Annotated in this window: 16 protein-coding genes and 1 pseudogene; 10 read left to right on the forward strand and 7 right to left on the reverse strand. The window is 74.7% G+C overall.

Annotated elements, in window-relative coordinates; all coding sequences use genetic code 11:
* Positions 1-12 precede the first annotated feature (12 nt).
* The 5 genes from ACIBBD_RS09925 to ACIBBD_RS09945 form a co-directional block, all read right to left on the reverse strand.
* Positions 13-636 carry a hypothetical protein gene (locus ACIBBD_RS09925; protein WP_399418824.1) on the reverse strand — a complete coding sequence of 208 codons (624 nt, stop codon included), beginning with the start codon at positions 634-636 and terminating at the stop codon, positions 13-15.
* 73 nt (positions 637-709) lie between these two features.
* On the reverse strand, positions 710-2,152 hold the full coding sequence (locus tag ACIBBD_RS09930) for a hypothetical protein (RefSeq protein WP_399418825.1): 1,443 nt from the start codon (positions 2,150-2,152) through the stop codon (positions 710-712).
* Positions 2,153-2,572: 420 nt separating this feature from the next.
* Complete coding sequence (locus ACIBBD_RS09935; RefSeq protein ID WP_399418826.1) at positions 2,573-3,472, reverse strand: hypothetical protein; 900 nt, start codon at positions 3,470-3,472, stop codon at positions 2,573-2,575.
* A gap of 187 nt (positions 3,473-3,659) precedes the next feature.
* Positions 3,660-4,052, reverse strand: a complete 393-nt coding sequence (locus tag ACIBBD_RS09940; protein ID WP_399418827.1) for an SCO5389 family protein — start codon at positions 4,050-4,052, stop codon at positions 3,660-3,662.
* A 57-nt stretch (positions 4,053-4,109) separates the two neighbouring features.
* Positions 4,110-5,060, reverse strand: coding sequence for an ATP-binding protein (locus ACIBBD_RS09945; protein WP_399418828.1), 951 nt, complete (start codon positions 5,058-5,060; stop codon positions 4,110-4,112).
* 138 nt (positions 5,061-5,198) lie between these two features.
* On the opposite strand from ACIBBD_RS09945, the gene ACIBBD_RS09950 reads away from it, so the two are divergent.
* Genes ACIBBD_RS09950 through ACIBBD_RS09965 form a run of 4 tightly spaced genes read left to right on the forward strand, consistent with a single transcriptional unit; the run spans position 5,199 to position 10,344 of the window.
* On the forward strand, positions 5,199-5,771 hold the full coding sequence (locus tag ACIBBD_RS09950; RefSeq protein ID WP_399418829.1) for a GNAT family N-acetyltransferase: 573 nt from the start codon (positions 5,199-5,201) through the stop codon (positions 5,769-5,771).
* A gap of 5 nt (positions 5,772-5,776) precedes the next feature.
* The gene (locus tag ACIBBD_RS09955; protein ID WP_399418830.1) at positions 5,777-7,276 is read left to right on the forward strand and encodes an ABC transporter substrate-binding protein; all 1,500 of its coding nucleotides are present in this window, start codon (positions 5,777-5,779) and stop codon (positions 7,274-7,276) included.
* Positions 7,277-7,303: 27 nt separating this feature from the next.
* Positions 7,304-9,124, forward strand: a complete 1,821-nt coding sequence (locus ACIBBD_RS09960; RefSeq protein WP_399418831.1) for an ABC transporter permease subunit — start codon at positions 7,304-7,306, stop codon at positions 9,122-9,124.
* Positions 9,121-10,344: an MDR family MFS transporter gene (locus tag ACIBBD_RS09965; protein WP_399418832.1), complete on the forward strand. Its 1,224-nt coding sequence runs from the start codon at positions 9,121-9,123 to the stop codon at positions 10,342-10,344. Before ACIBBD_RS09960 ends, ACIBBD_RS09965 begins: the two co-directional genes overlap by 4 nt.
* A gap of 86 nt (positions 10,345-10,430) precedes the next feature.
* Here ACIBBD_RS09965 and ACIBBD_RS09970 read toward each other — a convergent pair whose 3' ends face one another.
* Entirely contained in the window at positions 10,431-11,192 is a 762-nt protein-coding gene (locus tag ACIBBD_RS09970) for a CDP-alcohol phosphatidyltransferase family protein (RefSeq protein WP_399418833.1), read from the reverse strand.
* Between the two features lie 107 nt (positions 11,193-11,299).
* On the opposite strand from ACIBBD_RS09970, the gene ACIBBD_RS09975 reads away from it, so the two are divergent.
* The 5 genes from ACIBBD_RS09975 to ACIBBD_RS09995 all read left to right on the forward strand — a co-directional run bounded on the left by ACIBBD_RS09975 (position 11,300) and on the right by ACIBBD_RS09995 (position 16,783).
* Positions 11,300-12,319 carry a zinc-binding alcohol dehydrogenase gene (locus ACIBBD_RS09975; protein WP_399418834.1) on the forward strand — a complete coding sequence of 340 codons (1,020 nt, stop codon included), beginning with the start codon at positions 11,300-11,302 and terminating at the stop codon, positions 12,317-12,319.
* A 111-nt stretch (positions 12,320-12,430) separates the two neighbouring features.
* Positions 12,431-12,829 carry a 6-pyruvoyl trahydropterin synthase family protein gene (locus ACIBBD_RS09980; protein WP_399418835.1) on the forward strand — a complete coding sequence of 133 codons (399 nt, stop codon included), beginning with the start codon at positions 12,431-12,433 and terminating at the stop codon, positions 12,827-12,829.
* Complete coding sequence (locus ACIBBD_RS09985) at positions 12,826-14,055, forward strand: glycosyltransferase family 4 protein (RefSeq protein WP_399418836.1); 1,230 nt, start codon at positions 12,826-12,828, stop codon at positions 14,053-14,055. The genes ACIBBD_RS09980 and ACIBBD_RS09985 overlap by 4 nt, the downstream gene beginning before the upstream one ends.
* Entirely contained in the window at positions 14,052-15,110 is a 1,059-nt protein-coding gene (locus tag ACIBBD_RS09990; RefSeq protein ID WP_399418837.1) for a class I SAM-dependent methyltransferase, read from the forward strand. Before ACIBBD_RS09985 ends, ACIBBD_RS09990 begins: the two co-directional genes overlap by 4 nt.
* Before the next feature lie 338 nt (positions 15,111-15,448).
* Positions 15,449-16,783: a lysylphosphatidylglycerol synthase transmembrane domain-containing protein gene (locus ACIBBD_RS09995; protein ID WP_399419096.1), complete on the forward strand. Its 1,335-nt coding sequence runs from the start codon at positions 15,449-15,451 to the stop codon at positions 16,781-16,783.
* On the opposite strand, the pseudogene ACIBBD_RS10000 reads toward ACIBBD_RS09995, so the two are convergent.
* Positions 16,756-17,415: pseudogene (locus tag ACIBBD_RS10000) on the reverse strand (creatininase family protein); the annotation flags it as partial. The gene ACIBBD_RS09995 and the pseudogene ACIBBD_RS10000 sit on opposite strands and share 28 nt — an antisense overlap.
* A gap of 38 nt (positions 17,416-17,453) precedes the next feature.
* Between ACIBBD_RS10000 and ribA the strand changes: the two are divergent.
* On the forward strand, positions 17,454-18,113 hold the full coding sequence (ribA, locus tag ACIBBD_RS10005) for a GTP cyclohydrolase II (RefSeq protein WP_399418838.1): 660 nt from the start codon (positions 17,454-17,456) through the stop codon (positions 18,111-18,113).
* The last annotated feature ends 91 nt before the right edge of the window (positions 18,114-18,204 follow it).

An 18,204-nucleotide genomic window follows, 5' to 3' on the forward strand; every position in this document is an offset into this window, starting at 1 on the left:
TCGCCGGGCGGGTCAGTTGGCCAGGGCCACTCGCTCGACGTGGGCGACCTTGACCGAGGCGATGTCGGACAGTTCGTGGTCGCCGTCGAGCTCGGCGTACTCGTCGAACTCGCCGGTGTCGGCGTCGGACTTGCCCGGGGCGAGGTGGGTGGCGCTGACGAACGCCTGCCCGACGAAGTCGCCGTCCTCGTCGAAGCCGTTGACGATCACGGCGTAGTTGGCGGGCTCGTCGCCCTCGTTGGTGATCTTGTAGACGAACTCGTAGGCGGTGGTGGCGTCGCAGTCGTTGTAGCTGAACTCGTCGGTGTCGTCGCACTCCTCGCCGTCGTCGAGCAGGCTGTTCTCGCTCTCCGTGAGCTTGCCGCCCGAGACCTCGACGTGGGTCATCGGGTCGTCGCCGTCCGCCAGGGCCCACCAGGTGACGCCTGCGCCGGCGAGCAGGACCGCGACGACGCCGGTGGCGATGAGGGCGCGCCCGCGGGGCCGGCGCGGCGGAACGGCCGCCGGCGGGAGCGGGGGAGCGGTGGGTGGCGCGGTGGGGGGCGGGGGCTGCGTGGCGGTGGCCGGGACCGGGGCCGGCGCCGGGGCAGCGGGTGCCGTCTGCGGTGTGTCGGGCGTGTTCTCGTTCTCGGTCATGTGGCGGCTCCTTGTTTCGGTGGACGGCCTGTGCCCTGGGCGGGCGGCGGTGAGCGGTCGGAGTCGGTGGCGGTCAGGCGGAGGGGGTGTCCTGGCCCCGCGCGCGTCGTGGGGCGTTCATGCGCAGGCCGGTTCCGGCCAGCAACAGCAACGCGGCGAGGACGGAGGTGACGCAGGCGGCCACGAAGACGTCGGACTTCTCGTCCGCGAACATGCCGCCGGCGGTCAGCGCGAGGAACACTCCGACGGCCTGCGGGCCGGTCCCGGAGGGCATCGGGCTCGGCGTCCGCCGGTTCCTGCGGGGGATCCACAGACGCAGAAGCTCCGCGGTGGCCGCGAGGGCCAGGAGCCGGGAGGCGATCATCAGCGCCGGGGGCGCCGTGTTGTCGCCCAGCTCGCCCACGCCGACGACGGTCGTCAGGGTGAAGTAGAGGATCGGCACCAGCCAGCCGAGGCTCGCGCGGACACCGGGAGCGGGAGGGGGAGTGTGAGCTGGAGCAGGCGCGGGGGCCGAAGGTGAGCTGGTCTTGGTGAGGTCGACCGGCCTGCGGGGAGAGGGGACGGCGGGCAGCGCGGGGACCGGGCGCAGTGCGCGGGACTGGGCGCGGCGGACGCGGCGGCCCACATCCCCGTACCGGTCGATGTGGGCGGAGAGTTCCGCCTGGAGGGTGAGGAGTTGTTCCGCCATGGCGTCGAACTCGGCCCGGCGTTCGGCGGCGACGCGGGCTGCTTCGCGTTCGGTGGCGGTGAGGCGCCCGAGGGCCTCGGTGTGGACGCGTACGGCTTCGGTGCGGGCGGCTTCCGCCGTGCGCGGTGCGTCGGACAACTCGGCGCGCAGCCGGGTGCGCTCGGATTCGATGATCTCGGCGATGCGGTGCCGTTCGTCCGGGGGGAGTTCGCGCGGGGCGCGGGCTTCGGCGCGGGCGACGGCCGCGCGGCGCCACTCCATCAGAGGACGGCCCCGGTGTTGGCCGATGCCGTTGATGTGGACCTTGCCGCCGTGGGTGCGGTGGATGTAGAGGACTTCGCCGCCCTTGCCGTTCGGCGCCCTGCCCCAGCTGACCCGTTTGAAGTCGGCGGCCGTGCTGATGCCCTGCGCCTTGAGGGCACGGACCAGGCCGCTGCCGATGCCGTTCACCTCGCTCGCGGTGAGGCGGGTGCCGGTCAGCGTGCGCTCGACGGACTCCCGGCGCAGGACGGCGAGGGCCTGCCTCTCCTGGCTCTGGCGTTTGCCGTCGAGGCCGTTGAGCCGGCGGGTGAGGGAGCGCTCCTGGCGGGCCTGCTTCTCGTGGACGCGTTGCAGGGCCTTGCCGTGGGCGGCTTCAGCCCGGTTGCGGTCGCGCGCCTCGCGGTTCAGACGACGGCGGGCGGCCGTCTCGAAGGCGCGGCGCCTGTCGAGGAGGTGGTGGAGGGCGCGGATCGCCTCTATGAGACGGCGGCGCTCGGCGCGTGTCTCGGCCGGGGAGGGCGCAACGGTGGTGATGCCGTCCCGCTGCGGGGTGGTGCTGTCGATCAACTGGGTCTCACTCGGAGGGCGGGGTGCCCGGGATTCCCACCCGGGCATGTGCACGTACAGGCGGACAGCCCAGATGTGGGAAAGGTTGCACGAACGTGTGAGGGAATCGTGTTCTCGTGAGTCGCCCGCCGCCGGGATGCCTCGCACGGTGCGCGTTCGCGGCGCCGTAGCGGTCGGTCGTGGAGGGGGGCGTCGACCGTTCGCTCGGTTCCCGTCGAGCGGTTTCTCCGCTCCGCCGCTACCTACGGCACCAGGGATCGCAGGGCGGTTGTCGTGGCGGTTCCGCCGAGAGTGATGGCGGAGGACGCGGGCCTGTTCTCCGAGGAGGAGCTGGTGGCGGGCAGGGGCGGGGCACTTTCCGTGGCGGGACGACGCCGGGGGGTTCGTGGCGGTGCCGGCCGCTTTCCTCGGAGGGCCCTCCTAAACGCCGGTGAGCGCGGTGCTGTCCTCCACGAACAGTTTCAGCGCGCCCTGGTGCTCCTCCGCCCGGGCCGTGGCCGTCCCACCGAGCTCCTCGACCCGCTGGACGGTGCGGTCGAAGAACCCGCGGAGGCCGGGCTCCAGGGTGCTGAGGCACAGCTCCTCGTAATAGACGCGGACGACCCGCTGGTCGGAGCGCAGCGTGACGGTGAACTCCTTGTCCCGGGTACGGTGCGCCAGTTCCTCACGGGCTCCCGGCTCCCAGGGCGCCCAGTGACCGATGAGGGCGAGAATCAGGTCCGGCCGGACCGTCCGGGCGCAGGCGACGGCCATCGTCTGGAGCTCTTCCCACCAGGGCAGCATCAGGCGGGGTCCGTCGACCGCGTACCTGGTGCCGTCGGCTGCGCGCGCATGGAGGCCGACGTCCTCGCCGTCGTCCACGTCGTCCGGGTGGAGCGGCTCGAGATCGACGAAGGCGTGGCAGCCGAGCGGGTGGTCCGTGAGCGCCGCCAGGCTGCGGAGTGCTCCGCCGAGGGACACCAGGTTCCGGTCGTACATGTAGCCGAGGTGTCGCTCGATGTCCGTGCCGCCGTGTGCGGGAGGCGCGGCCACGCTGATGGCGTGGGGGTTGTACGCGTTGTCGGGACGGGGGACGAGCTGAACGGTGACGTGCAGTCTGCGTCCACCCCCGGAAGGGCCCGGCGGCGTCAGACGTCCTGTCCGCCGTCCGGCTTCAGCTTGAGCTTCCGCTTCGGACAGTTCGCGCTGGACGAAGGCGCTGAAGGGGGCCAGGGTGTCGTCCCACAGGCCGACCCCCACGGCGAACTTCGCCTTCCCCGCCGGGATCATGAGCATTCCCGACGCGGGGTCGCGGGTGATGAACTGCGGTGTTCCGTCCACGGGGTCCGAACCTCTCCGGCAGAGCGGTTCGAGTGGGGCGCACCGCGTTTCCTGATCATCGGCGAGCAGAATACCCAGCGGTGCGCGCGGCGGACCCGCGCTGCCCGGCCGTCCGGCGCAGGAGCGGGCGTCCACGGAGGGCGACCAGGAGCACTCGGGCCGACCACGCAGGGTTCGCCGTGCCGGATCAGCAGTCCCGCAACTCCGCCGACTGGTTCAGCACCTGCGCCCGCGTGGACGTGAACCGCCCATGCCTCTCCCCGCCCCGCGCCTCCGGCCGGAAGGCCGCCACCCGGTGGCAGTTCTGGAAGGCCAGGGTCACGCCGAAGTGGCGTTCCAGGCTGCCGCGGATCGCGTCGCTGGCGAGGGCGCGCAGGAGCTGGCCACGCTCCCGCTCGGACGGGGGAGGGGTCTGGTTGTCGGTGAACTCGGCCGTGCCGTCGTGGAGTCCGGCGGCGAGGGAGGCGATGAGGTCGTAGGCGTAGGGGAGGGACGTGCGGACGGTGTCCACGAAGTCCTCCTCGCGGATGTCACCGGCTTCGGCCTGGGCGAGGAGCTTCGGGGAGACGTCGAGAGACATGGGCGTCCTGTTCCTGTGCGGGGGAGAGCGAGGGGAGGAGTGGGGCAAGCGGGGGCGTCAGGTCAGTGCCGCCGGTCCCGGTACGAAGTCCGGGTCGACCTGGGACGCCAGGTCCTGACCCGTCGCCGCGTCCGCCCACGCGCGGGCGTTGCGCAGATGGAACTCGACGGCGTGGCGGTGCAGGGTCGGCCAGTCCTTCTCCCGGGCGTCGACGGCCGCACGCAGGACGGACAGGGCGTGGCGGTTGGTGTCCTCCAGGTCGCCCCGGGGGCTGCCGCGTTCGGCGGAGCGGACCCAGGGGGAGTGGACGAGGTGGGTGAGGAGGTCGTCGCCCACCTGCTCCTTGAGGAAGAGGAGGTCGTCCTCGCCGGTCACCTTGTTGCCGACCACGGCGAGCGGGATGCCGAACTCGCGGGCGTGGTCGCGGTACTGGCGGTAGACGGAGACGCCCTTGCGGGTGGGTTCGGCCACCAGGAACGTCATGTCGAAGCGGGTGAACAGGCCGGAGGCGAAGGCGTCCGCGCCCGCCGTCATGTCGACCACGACGTACTCGCCGGGGCCGTCCACCAGATGGCTCAGGTACAGCTCCACCGCGCCGAGCTTGGAGTGGTAGCAGGCCACGCCGAGGTCGCTCTCGTCGAACTCGCCCGTCACCATCAGGGGCACGCCGCCCACCCGCCGGACGTGGCGGGTGTGCAGGTCGTCGTCGCCGAGGAGGCGCAGCAGCCGTGAGCCGCGGCCGGGCGGGGTCGTCTTGACCATCGCCGCGGCGGAGGGGACGCGCGGGTTGGTGCCGCGCAGGAGGTCCTTGATGTCGGTGAGGTGCTCGGCCAGGGGAGGGGCCGTGAAGCGGGCCGTGCCCGCCGGGTCCAGCGCCTCGGCCAGGTGCTGGTTGATGTCACCGTCGACGGCGAGCACCGGGGCGCCGGAGCGGGCCAGTTCGCGGGCGAACAGGGCCGACAGGGTGGTCTTGCCGCTGCCCCCCTTCCCGACGAAGGCGATGCGCATCAGCCCACGACCTTTTTGAAAATGAATGTCATGTGGCTAGGTTTAGGGGTGGCGTGCGGGCCCTGTCAAATCCCGTGGCGCCGTCCCGCTGTGGCGTCCGGGTGATCAAGCTCCCGGCTTAATGCATATGATGTGCAAGTGCGTGACTACTGCGTGAGGCCCGCGGGCCCCGACGACCTCGACGGCGCCCGAGCCGTCATGCTCGACACCGTCTACCGCGACTTCGGCACCGGTTACGTGCCCCGCTGGCACGGCGACATCGTCGATCCGGCCGCCGCCTACCTGGTCCCCGACCGCCACACCCTGCTGGTGGCGGTCGACGCCGGGGGCGAGATCGTCGGCACGGGCGCCCTCGACTCGCGCGGCCCCCTCCACCCGCCCAACCCGCGCCCGGTCGCCGAGCGCTATCCGTCCGGCGAGACCGCGCAGTTGCGCCGGGTCTACGTCCGCCCGGAACACCGCCGGCGGGGCCTCGCCCGGCGGCTGGTCGCCGAACTGCTCGCGTTCGCGGCCGCGGACGGCGGCTACCGCGCCGTCTACCTGCACACCGACCCCACCGTGGCGGGCGCCGAGGACTTCTGGCGGTCGCTCGGCACCGTCGTCCACGACGAACGCGCGGACCCCGGCGGCGGCCACGGCGTCGTGCACTTCGACATCCCCCTCGACGCCCTGCTCCCCGCCGCCGTCTCCCCCCACCCCACAGACCGGTGACCCCCATGCGCTTCCCCCGCGGACCGCGGCTGCTCGCCGCCCTCCTGGCCACCCCGCTGCTCGCCGGCTGCTTCGCCTCCGGCGGTGGCGACGGCGCCGCGACCGGCGCCCGGGACGGCTCCCGGTTGCGGGTCGCCCTCGCCTTCCCGCCCGCCGAGAACCTCTCCCCGTACGGCGCCGACGCCACGATCCTCAGCCGTCTCGGCGTCACCGAGGGACTGACCGCCCTCGACGCCAACGGCGCCGCCGCCCCCGCGCTCGCCGCCTCCTGGCGCCGTGAGGACGACCGCACCTGGCTGTTCACCCTGCGCGAGGCCGAGTTCCAGGACGGCACGGAGGTCACCCCGGCCGCCGTCGCCGCCGCCCTCACCCACGCCACCGAGGCCCGCCCCGCCCCCGCCGCCCTCTCCGGCGTCACCCTCACCGCCGAGGCCGCGGGCGACACCGGCGTGCGCGTCACCACCGGCGCCCCCGACCCCGTCCTGCCCCTGCGCCTGTCCAGCCCGAGCCTCGCCGTCCTCTCCCCGAAGGCGTACGACGACAAGGGCGCCGCCGACCCGGTCGGCACCGCCACCGGCCCCTTCGAGCTCACCCGGGTCAACGGCACCACCAGCGCCGACCTGGACCGCTTCGACGACTACTGGGGCGGTCGCGCCCAGGCCTCCGGCATCGACGCCCGCTTCATCGCCGACGGCACCGCCCGCGCCAACGCCCTGCGCACCGGCGAGGCCGACCTCGCCGAGGCGATCCCCGTCGCCCAGGCCGCCGGCCTCGACGCGGACACCCGCCGCGAGACCGCCACCACCCGCACCACCAGCCTGCTCCTCAACGCCCGGTCGGGCGTCTTCGAGGACGCGTCACTGCGCGCCGCCGCCCGCGCCGCCGTCGACACCTCCGCCCTCGCGAAGGGCGTCTACGAAGGGCACGCGGACGCCGGCGCCGGCATCTACGGGCCCGCCGTGACCTGGGCCGAGGGCAAGCGCGTCCGGCCCGCCGGCCGCGCGCGGGCGGGCCGGCCCGCCGGTGCCTCCCTCACCCTCGCCACCTACGACAACCGGCCCGAACTCCCCGAGGTCGCCCAGGTGGTGAAGCAGCAGCTGGAGAAGGCCGGGTTCACCGTGCGGCTGGAGGTGCGCGAGTACTCGCGGCTGGAGAGCGACGCGCTCGCCGGCTCCTTCGACGCCTTCGTCCTCGCCCGCAACACCCTCGTCGACACCGGTGACCCCGTAGCCGTCCTCGCGAGCGACTACACCTGCGACGGCGGCTACAACATCGCCCAGCTGTGCGACACGACCGTCGACCGGGCCGTGGCCAAGGCCGAGGGCACCGCCGACCCGGGCGAGCGGCAGGACGCCGCCATGGCCGCCGAGGCCGCGATCCTCGGCACCGACGCCGTCGTCCCGCTGGTCCACCAGCGCGTCGTCACCGGCGTCGCCGGCGCGGTCCGCGGCGCGCTCCTCGACCCGTACGAGCGCACCCTCGTCGGCACCGGGACGCGGCGCTGACCCATGGCGAGCAGGGTGAGCGCCTCCATGGCGAGCAGGGCGGGCGCGCTGCTGTGGCGTGCCGGGCTGGCCGCGCTGCTGGTGTGCGGCATCGGGCTGCTGCCCTGGCTCTCGCACACCGACCCGGCGCTCACGATCCTCAGGACACGGTCCGCCGACCGTGACCCGACCCCCGAGGTGCTCGCCGACATCCGCGCCCAACTCGGCCTCGAGGACGGGCCGGTGCGTCTGCTCGGCCAGTGGCTCGCCGGGCTGCCGCGCGGGGACGCCGGGCGGTCCTGGATCTCCGGCGCCGAGGTCACGCCCGCCGTGCTCCAGGCCCTCGGTGTGTCCCTGCTGCTGATGGCGGTGGCGCTCGTCGTCGCCGTGTGCACGGCCGCGGCCGTGTGCGCCCGCACCCTGTACCTCGGCGCGCACCGGCGCCTCGCCGGCCGGCCCGCCGGCGGCTCCGGCTCCGCCGTGCTCGCGGCGCTGCCCGAGTTCCTCACCGCGTCCGTCCTCGCCACCGTCGTCGGCGTCCAACTCGGCTGGCTGCCCGCGCTCGGCTGGTACGGCCCGCAGTGGACCGTGCTGCCCGCGCTCGCCCTGGGCCTGCCCGCGGGCGCGGTGCTCGGGCGGCTCCTCGACGACCAGTTGCCCGGCGCGTTCGCCGAGCCGTGGGCGCTGGCCGCCGCCGCCCGGGGGCTGCCCGGCCGCGCCGTCGCCCGCCAGGCCCTGCGGCGCTGTGTGCCCGGACTGCTGCCCAACCTCGGGCTGTTCGTCGTCGGACTCACCGGCGGCTCCGTCGCCGTGGAGCAGATCTTCGACATCCCCGGCCTCGGCCGCACCACCCTCCAGGCGGCGATCGCCCAGGACCTGCCGGTCCTCCAGGCCGGCACCCTCGTCCTCGTCGTCCTCGCCGCCGTCACCACGGCTGTCGCCCGCCTCGCCGCCGGCCGGCTCATCGGGCCCGCCCTGCGCGACGGCGCCCTGCACGCCCCGCACCGGCCGACGCCACCCGTCCGCAGGCTCCTGCCTCTTGCGTACGGTCTTCTGCTGGCGGGCGTCATCGTGCTCGGCCTGCCCCGCGACCCGCTCGCCCTCGACACCGGCGTCCGCCTCCAAGCCCCGTCCGCCGCCCATCCGTTCGGCACCGACGCGCTCGGCCGGGACATGCTCGCCCGGGTCGCCCACGGCGCCCTCGACACCCTCCTGCTCGCCCTCACCATCAGCGCGATCGCCCTGGTCACCGGAGTGCTGCTCGGCTGTCTGCCCGCGCTGTCCGGGCCGCTCGTCGACACCGTGAACGCCGTCCCGCCCGTCCTCGCCGCCCTCCTCGTCACCGCCGTCCGGGGCAGCGGCACCGCCACTCCCGTGCTCGCCGTGGCCGTCGTGGCCTGGGCGCCGCTCGCCGCGCACACCTCCGCGCTGCTGCGGCAGGAACGCGCCACCGTCCACCTCACCGCCACCCGCGCCCTCGGCGCCGGTCCCTGGTACCTGCTGAGGAGCGAACTCCTGCCCGCCGTCCTCCCGCCCGTCCTCGGCCACGCCCTCCTGCGGCTGCCCGGTGTCGCCCTCGCCCTCGCCTCCCTCGGCTTCCTCGGCCTGGGCGCCCAGCCGCCCTCCCCCGAGTGGGGCCTGCTGCTCGCCGAGAACCAGCCCTACGCCGAACGCGCCCCCTGGGCCGTCCTCGCCCCCGCCACCGTCCTCGCCCTGCTCGGCGCGCTCGCGGTGACCGCGGCGAGCGCGGCGCGGCGCGGACCCTCCCGGCAAAAGGCCGCAGGAGTGCTGCCCCGGCCACGGCGCCGTACGGCGGACCGGACCGTCGAACAGGCCGCGCGGGACACCGGACGGGCGGGTGCCCGGTGACCGCGCTCGCCCCGCCCCCGGGCCGGTGGCGAGCCAGCCGTCTCCCGGCGCTCCTGCGGCTGCTGATCCTCACCCAGCTCGCCTTCAACCTGGGCTTCTTCGCCGTACTGCCCTTCCTCGCCGAGCATCTCGGCGGGACGGTCGGCCTGGCCGGGTGGACGGTCGGCTTCGTGCTGGGCCTGCGGACCTTCAGCCAGCAGGGGCTGTTCGTGGTGGGCGGGGCACTGGCCGACCGGTACGGCGTCCGGCCCGTCGTCCTCACCGGATGCGCGCTGCGCGTCGCCGGGTTCGCCTGGCTCGGCCACGCCGAGCAGGTGGGGTCGGTGGTCGGGGCGGTGCTGCTGATCGGGTTCGCGGCCGCGCTGTTCTCCCCGGCCGTCGAGTCCGAGGTGGCCCGGCAGGCCGTCGCGTGGGAAGAGGCGGGCGGCGGTCCGCGCACCCGGGTGCTGGCCTGGTTCACGGTCGCCGGGCAGGCCGGGGCGTTCGTCGGCCCGCTGCTCGGCGCGCTGCTGCTGTCGGTCGACTTCCGCGTGGTCTGCCTGGCCGGGGCCGGCGTCTTCGTCCTCGTCCTCGCCGGCCACGCGTGGCTGCTGCCGCAGCACATCCCCGGCCGCACCCGCGTCCACGTCAGAGGCGGCCTGGGCCCGCTGCTGCGCAACCGCCGTTTCCTCGCCCTGTGCTGCGCGTACGGCGCCTACCTGCTCGCCTACAACCAGCTGTATCTCGCCCTGCCCGCCGAGGTGGAGCGCGCGGCCGGCTCCCAGGCGCCGCTGGCCTGGCTGTTCGCGCTGTCCTCCCTGCTGGTGGTGACCGCGCAGCTGCCGGTCACCCGGTGGGTGGGGGAGCGGCTCACCCCGCGCCGTTCGACGGCCGCCGGGCTGGCGGTGATCGCCGCCGGGTTCGCGGTCGTGGCCGGCGCCCTGCCCGCCCGCCCGACCGGTACGGCGGGACTGCTGCCCGCGGCCGGGTTCGTCGTGCTGCTGACCCTCGGCCAGATGCTCGTCGCGCCCGCCGCCCGCGCCTGGGTGCCCGACCTGGCCGAGACCGGCCGGCTCGGCCTCTACACCGGCGCGCTGTCCTCCGTCTCCGGGCTGATCGTGCTGGCCGGCAGCGCCGCCACCGGCACCCTCCTCGACACGGACCTGCCCCCGGCCGTGCCCTGGCTGCTGCTGGCCGCCGTACCCGCCGCCGCGATCGCCCTGCTGCCGCGGAGGGGCTGAACGGGGGAGCGGCGCCGTATGGTGGCGTGGCGGAACACGGCGAAGGGCCCGGACCGTGCGCACGGTCCGGGCCCTTCGCCGTCGGGTCAGCGGCCCGCCAACTCCAGGGCCGGCCGGGCCGGGACCGTGGCCGGGACCCGCGAGGTGCGCCACAGCCACCGGACGTCCCGGCCGAAGGACCACACCAGCAGGCCCAGGGCCAGCAGCGCCACACCGAAGCTGGCCGCGTGCGGGAGCAGGCCGGCGCCCGCCAGCAGCAGGCAGATGCCCTGGAGCGCGGCGACCGTCTTTCGGGCGGTGCTCGGCGGCAGCGGCGCGTTCAGCCACGGGGCGACGCGGGCCGCGGCGACGAAGGCGTACCGCATGAGGCCGATCAGCAGGACCCACGGGCCCAGCGCCATCGACACGTACACGCTGAGCACCAGGATCAGGAACGCGTCGACCTCCATGTCGAAGCGCGCGCCCAGCGCCGTCGAGGTGCCGGTGCGGCGGGCGACCTTGCCGTCGACGCCGTCGAGCAGCAGCGCCACCGCCGTCAGGCCGACCAGCACGGAGACGGGGGGCGCGCTCTCGAAGGAGTCCGCGACCAGCGCGGTCACCCCGCCCACCAGGGTGGCGCGGCCGAGGGTGACCCGGTTGGCCGGGCCGAAGGAGCGCAGCCGGGAGCGGTGCAGTGCCCGGGAGAGCACCGCCCACAGGGCGACGGCGAAGACGAGTCCGGTCACCCAGCCCGCCGGCCCCATGCCGATCGCCGTGCCGAGCAGGGCCAGCACCAGGATCTGCACGCCCGCTCCCACAGCGGTCTCCTGCTGGACCAGCCTCGCGTCGTAAGTGTTGTTCAGGGCCACCGCACGTCCTCCGGCCAGATGACAGAGTCGATCAACGCCGCGTACTGTGCGCGGCCTGTGCACACCTCGGTACGTGAGCCAGTTCCCGATCGTTCAGGAGGAGGCCGATGAACCGCGCCGCACGTGCGTTCTGGATCGGTTCGCCCGGTCACGGCGAGATCCGCGACGTCACCCTGCCGGACCCGGCCGACGACGAGGTCGTCGTCCGCTCGCTGTACTCCGGTGTCAGCCGCGGCACCGAGACCCTCGTCTTCCGCGGCCAGGTCCCCGTCAGCCAGCACACGGCGATGCGGGCGCCGTTCCAGGAGGGCGACTTCCCGGCGCCCGTGAAGTACGGCTACCTCAACGTCGGGCTGGTGGAGGAGGGACCCAACGCGCTGGTCGGCCGTACGGTGTTCTCGCTCTTCCCGCACCAGACCCGCTTCGTCGTTCCGGCGAGCGCGGTGACGGTCGTCCCCGACACGGTGCCCGCCGAACGGGCCGTGCTCGCCGGCACCGTCGAGACCGCCGTGAACGCGCTGTGGGACGCGGCGCCCCTGGTCGGCGACCGGATCGCGGTGGTCGGCGGCGGCATGGTCGGCTGCTCGGTGGCCGCGCTGCTGGCCCGCTTCCCGGGCGTGCGCGTCCAGTTGGTCGACGCCGACCCGGCGCGGGCGAAGGTCGCCGAGGCGCTCGGTGTCGGCTTCGCGACCCCCGAGGAGGCCCAGGGCGGCTGCGACCTCGTCGTGCACGCCAGCGCCACCGAACAGGGCCTCGCCCGCGGCCTGGAACTCCTCACCGCCGAGGGCACGGTCCTCGAACTGAGCTGGTACGGCGACCGGAAGGTCTCCCTCCCGCTCGGCGAGGCCTTCCACTCCCGGCGCCTGGCCATCCGCAGCAGCCAGGTCGGCACCGTCTCCCCGGCCCGCGCCCACCGCACCTACGCCGACCGGCTCGCCCTCGCCCTCGACCTCCTCGCCGACCCTGCGCTCGACGCCCTCATCACCGGGGAGAGCGCGTTCGAGGAGCTGCCGGAGGTGATGCCGGGGCTCGCCTCCGGGGAGATCCCCGCGCTCTGTCACCGCGTCCGGTACCCGGCCGCGACCCGCGAACCGGTCACTGTTCCGGCAGCGGAGCGCCTGACCTGAGAAAAGAGTGAGAACCGGCTGAACGCGGGGAAGCGAAGAGCCGTACTACACGGCATCCCCCGGCGGCAGATGGCCGGGGGACCAGACGCGCCGCACCTGGAGGGTCGTCCGTTGTTCAGTGTCACCGTCCGCGATCACATCATGATCGCCCACAGCTTCCGCGGCGAGGTCTTCGGACCCGCGCAGCGCCTGCACGGAGCGACGTTCCTGGTGGACGCCACGTTTCGCCGCGAGCAGCTGGACGACGACAACATCGTCGTCGACATCGGACTGGCCACCCAGGAACTCGGTGCCGTGGTCAGCGAGCTGAACTACAGGAACCTCGACAACGAGCCCGACTTCGCCGGCGTCAACACCTCCACCGAGTTCCTCGCCAAGGTGATCGCCGACCGGCTCGCCGAGCGGATCCACCGGGGCGCGCTCGGCGAGGGCGCCCGGGGTATCGCCGGCATCTCCGTCACCCTGCACGAGTCGCACGTCGCCTGGGCGAGTTACGAGCGTGCCCTGTGACCGACGTGACCCTGGAGAAGGCCGTGCAGCAGGCCCCGCTCGCCTACGTGCCCGCACCGGCCGCGGCGCCCGCGCAGGCCGTCGCGCCCGCGCAGACAGCGGTTCCCACGATCGGCGGGATCATCCCCATGTCCCTGCGCACCGTGCACTTCGTCATGCCGGGCGGTGTCGACGACCCGGCCAACCCCAGCGGCGGCAACGCCTACGACCGGCGCGTCTGCCTAGACCTGCCCGGCTTCGGCTGGCAGGTCCACAAGCACCTCGTCACCGGCGAGTGGCCCCGCCCCGAGGCGGACGCCCGCGCCGAACTCGCCCGAACCCTGCGCGAGTTCCCCGACGGCACGGTGGTGCTCATGGACGGACTCGTCGCCTGCGGTGTCCCGGAGACCGTCGTCCCCGAGGCGCAGCGCCTGCGGCTCGCCGTCCTCGTGCACCTCCCGCTCGGCGACGAGAGAGGCCTCGCCCCCGAGGTGGCGGCCGAACTCGACGCCCGGGAACGCGAGGTGCTGCGCGCCGTCCCCGCGGTGATCGCCACCAGCGACTGGGCGGTCCGCCGCCTCGTCTCCCACCACGGCCTGGCCCCCGAGAAGGTGCATGTCGCCGCCCCCGGCGCCGACATCGCCCCCCTGGCCTCCGGCACCGACGGAGTCTCCCGCCTGCTGTGCGTGGCCTCCGTCACCCCGCGCAAGGGCCAGCACCGGCTGGTGGAGGCGCTGGCCGCGGTCACCGACCTGCCGTGGAGCTGCGTGTGCGTGGGCGGCCTCTCCCAGGACCCCGAGTACGTCACCCATCTGCGGGACCTCATCGGCAAGTACGGCCTCGAGGACCGGCTGGAGCTGGCGGGCCCCAAGACCGGCGCCGAACTCGACGCCGCCTACGCCACCGCCGACCTGATGGTCCTCACCTCCTACGCCGAGACGTACGGCATGGCGGTCACCGAGGCGCTCGCCCGCGGCATCCCCGTCCTCGCCACGGACGTCGGCGGTCTGCCCGAGGCGGTCGGCCGCGCCCCGGACGGCGGTGTCCCCGGCATCCTCGTCCCGCCGGAGGACCCCGCCGCCCTCGCGGTCGAACTGCGCGGCTGGTTCGGCGAGGCCGACGTACGACGCCGTCTGAAGGCCGCCGCACGCGGCCGCCGGGCGGCCCTGAACGGCTGGGCGTCCACCGCCCAGAGGCTCGCCGGCGTCCTGGGCCGGCTTCCCGGAGAACCCCGGAGGGCGGCATGAGGAAGACGACGACGATCCCGGCGGACGGGGCACACCGCGTGGGGCACATACCGGCTCAACCCGGCCCCCGGGAGGCCTCCTTGAACGCGGACACGGATGCCGAGACGGACACGGACCCGGACATGGACCCGGACACGCCGGGCGTCATCGCCGGCGCCGGGCCCGTGACCCGCCCCGGCGAGCGGCCCACCGTACGCCTGCGCGACGACGACGCCACGCCGGACGAACCGCCCCGCTACGCCCCCGAGTGGCTGCAGCTGCGCGAGCCCGCCGACGCCGCGGCGCGGGCGGTGGACCTGCTGGACCCGTTGCGGATCCGGCTCGCCAACCTGCCCGGCCGCTCCGGCGGGCTGGCCGTGCACGACCTGGGCTGCGGCACCGGCTCGATGGGGCGCTGGCTCGCGCCCCGCCTGGACGGCGCCCAGCACTGGATCCTGCACGACCGCGACCCGTACCTGCTGCACTTCGCTGCCGTCGGCTCGCCACGGGCCGCCGCCGACGGCAGCCGGGTCACCGTCGAGACCCGGCGCGGCGACGTCGCCCGGCTGACCCCGGACGCCCTGGTCGGCGCCTCGCTGGTCACCGCCTCGGCGCTGCTCGACGTCCTCACCCGCGAGGAGATCGAGACGCTCGCCGCGGCCTGCGCGGGCGCCGGCTGCCCGGCCCTGCTGACCCTCTCGGTGGCCGGGCGGGTCGACCTGACCCCGCACGACCCGCTGGACGAGGAGATCGCCGCGGCCTTCAACGAGCACCAGCGGCGCGGCGGCCTCCTCGGCCCCGACGCGGTGACCGTCGCCTGCGAGGCGTTCGCCGCCCACGGCGCCACGGTCAAGGTGCACCCGAGCCCCTGGCGGCTGGGCCCCGACGAGGCCGCCCTGACCGAGCAGTGGCTGCGCGGCTGGGTCGGCGCGGCCGTCGAGCAGCGCCCCGAACTCGCCGCCCGCGCCGAGAAGTACCTCGCGGCCCGGCTCGCCGCCTGCGCGGCCGGCGAACTGCGCGTCACCGTCCACCACAACGACCTGCTGGCCCTGGCCCGGCCGACGGGGGGCGCCTGATGAGCGCGGACGGGGTGGGCGCGCGGGCCTCGGCCGACAGCGCCGGGCCGGCCTCCGTCAGCGTCACCCGGCGGGTCGTCCGTGCGGGGCGCGCGGCGCCGTCGGCGGTGCGCGCCGAGGGCGCGGGACCGGCCGTACGGCGCCGGCGGACCGGTGCGCCGGCGCGGCGCGCGACGACCAAGGCGACCGCCGTGGCCCGCATCCGCCCGGCCCGTTCCGTCGCGGCCCCGGGCGGGGCGCCGACTGGTGCGGCCCCGGTGGCCGCCGGCCCCGACTCGGGCGGGGCCGGCGGTGCTCCGGCGCCGGATTCGGGCCGTGCGGGTGCGGGTGGGGCGGCGGTGGGTGCCGTCAGCGGCGGGGCCGGTGCCACGCCGGGACCGGGCCGCGCGGGTCCGGCCGTCCCGGCGGACAGCACTGGATCCCGCACGACACGGACGGGCGTCACCGTCACCACGCCCCCCGCCGACGCCACCGTCGCCCCGTCCACGGGCCGGACGCGTGTCCTGCGCGCCGTGCGCACCCACGGCGGCACCGTCGCCGGAGCCGCCGTCCTCGCCGTCCTGTTGTGGCGGATGGGCACCGGCGTCTTCCTGGACGGGCTGCGCCGGATCGACGCCCCCACGCTGCTGGTGGCGCTCGGGATCGGCGCGGTCACCACCGTGTGCAGCGCGTGGCGGTGGGCGCTGGTCGCGCGCGGCCTGCGCATCCGGCTGCCGCTCGGCGAGGCCGTCGCCGACTACTACCGTTCGCTGTTCCTGAACGCGGCCCTGCCCGGCGGCATCCTCGGCGACGTGCACCGCGCGGTGCGGCACGGGCAGAGCGCCGGTGACGTCGGCCGCGGCGTACGGGCCGTGGTGCTGGAACGCACCGCGGGCCAGCTCGTGCTGGCCGTCGCCGGAGTGACGGTGCTGCTGATCCTGCCGTCCCCGGTCCTGGCGGACGTACGGCACTTCGCGCCCCTCGTCGCCCTGGGCGCGGTGGGCGCGCTCGCCGTCGTCCTCGCCGTCCGGATGAACGCCCCGGCCGGGCGCCGGAGCGGGCGGGTGCGGGCGACGCTGACCGAGGCGCGCGAGGGGCTGCTGTCCCGGCGCGGCGGGCCCGGCGTCGCCGTGTCGTCCGTGGTCGTCCTGGCCGGGCACCTCGCGACGTTCGTCGTCGCCGCCCGGGCCGTCGGTTCCGCCGCCTCAGTCGTCACGCTGCTGCCGCTCGCGCTCTTGGCCCTGCTCGCGATGAGCCTGCCGCTGAACGTCGGCGGCTGGGGCCCCCGGGAGGGCGTCACCGCCTGGGCGTTCGGCGCGGCCGGCCTCGGCGCGCACACCGGGCTGGCGGTCGCCGTCGTGTACGGGGTGCTGGCCTTCGTGGCGGCGCTGCCGGGCGCCGTCGTCCTCGTCGCGCGCTGGTACGCGGGGCTGCGGGCGAGGACGACGCCCGCAGCGGCGGCGTACGAGGCCGCCCCCGGCGTCGTACCGTACGCCGACGGCGGCCACACGGCCGACGGGCACTACCCGCGCTCGTCCTCCGTGCCCCGCGCCCCGGCACGGCCCGCGCTCGCGGCCGGCGCCGTCAATATCGAGAAATACGCTCCGAAGGAATCCACCAGGCTCGCCAGGAGTTCCTTCCCCTTTTCCGCGGACCCCAGGGAAGGACGGCCGATGACGCCCGAATCGGTATAGGCGGACATTCCCAGAGTGAGCAGATGGCGACGGTCGTCCGCGGTGAAATCGGCGGACTCATAACCGGGCCGGACGACTTCGGGACGGGTGTGCAGCAGGATCGAGGTCTCGATTTCCCCGGCGTGCATGTCGGTGAGCAGCGAGGTCGACACCCCGGACCGCTCCCGGGCCGTCTCCCAGTCCTCCGGGGCCGGGAAGAGCGCCATCCGCTCGCCGCGGGCGGACGACTCCTGGACCGCGTTGCCCAGGACGTAGTTCCCGCCGTGCCCGTTGACCAGTACCAGGGCCTCGACGCCCGAGCGGCGCAGTGACGCCGCGATGTCCCGTACCACCGAGTGAAGGGTCACGGAGGAGATGCTGACGGTCCCCGGCCAGGCCGCGTGCTCGTGCGAGCAGGCGATGGTCACCGGCGGGAGGAGGTGCACCGGGTACGCTGCGGCGATCTCGTGCGCGATGGCGCACGCGACGAGCGTGTCGGTGGCCAACGGCAGGTACGGGCCGTGCTGTTCGAAGCTCCCGACGGGGAGGACCGCCACCTGCGTCGAGAGGTCCGCTCCGCGCGTCCGTACGTCCTCGGTGGTGTCCGTCGGCAGCAGCCCGTACGCCGCCGCCCGTATTCCCGAACCACTCATCTTTTCCCGGCCTTTCGTCTCTGCTTAGGAACCAGATCATGACAGAAAAAATCGGCCTGCTCGGTAAGAAGTCCCCGCAGCGCACCGGTGTGGAACGCGTGGTGAATGCGCCGCTTCCCACCGTGTACGGGAAATTCCAGGCGGTCGGCTACCTCGACCACGACCGCGGTGACGAGCAAGTGGCCCTGGTCTACGGCGAGATCGGCAGTGAGGACGTGCTGACGCGGCTGCACTCGGAGTGCCTGACCGGTGACGCGTTCGGCTCCCAGCACTGCGAGTGCGGCGACCAACTGGCGTCCGCGCTGCGGGCCGTGGTCGCCGAGGGGCGTGGCATCGTCGTCTACCTGCGCGGGCACGAGGGACGCGGGATCGGTCTGCTGGCGAAGCTGCGGGCGATGGCCCTGCAGGCGGAGGGCCTGGACACCGTCGAGGCGAACCTCGCGCTGGGCCTGCCGGTGGACGCCCGCGACTACGGCGTGGCCGCCGAGATCCTGAAGGACCTGGGCGTGCGCTCGGTCCGCCTGATGTCGAACAACCCGCGCAAGCGCGAGGCGCTCGTGGACAACGGCGTCCAGGTCGCCGAGCAGGTGCCGCTGCTGATACCGCCGTGCGAGAACAACATCACCTACCTGCGCACCAAGCGCGAGCGGCTGGACCACCACCTGCCCCACCTGGACGCGGTGGCGCACTGGTCCTGAACCCGCTCCCCGCTGTCTCATGGTGACCACCGGCGCACCGGGGACAGCGACGGCGCACGACAGCCTCGGCCTCCGCGTCCGGGCCGGGGCC

It is taken from the genome of Streptomyces sp. NPDC051315 (assembly GCF_044455165.1).
Taxonomy (GTDB): Bacteria; Actinomycetota; Actinomycetes; order Streptomycetales; family Streptomycetaceae; genus Streptomyces.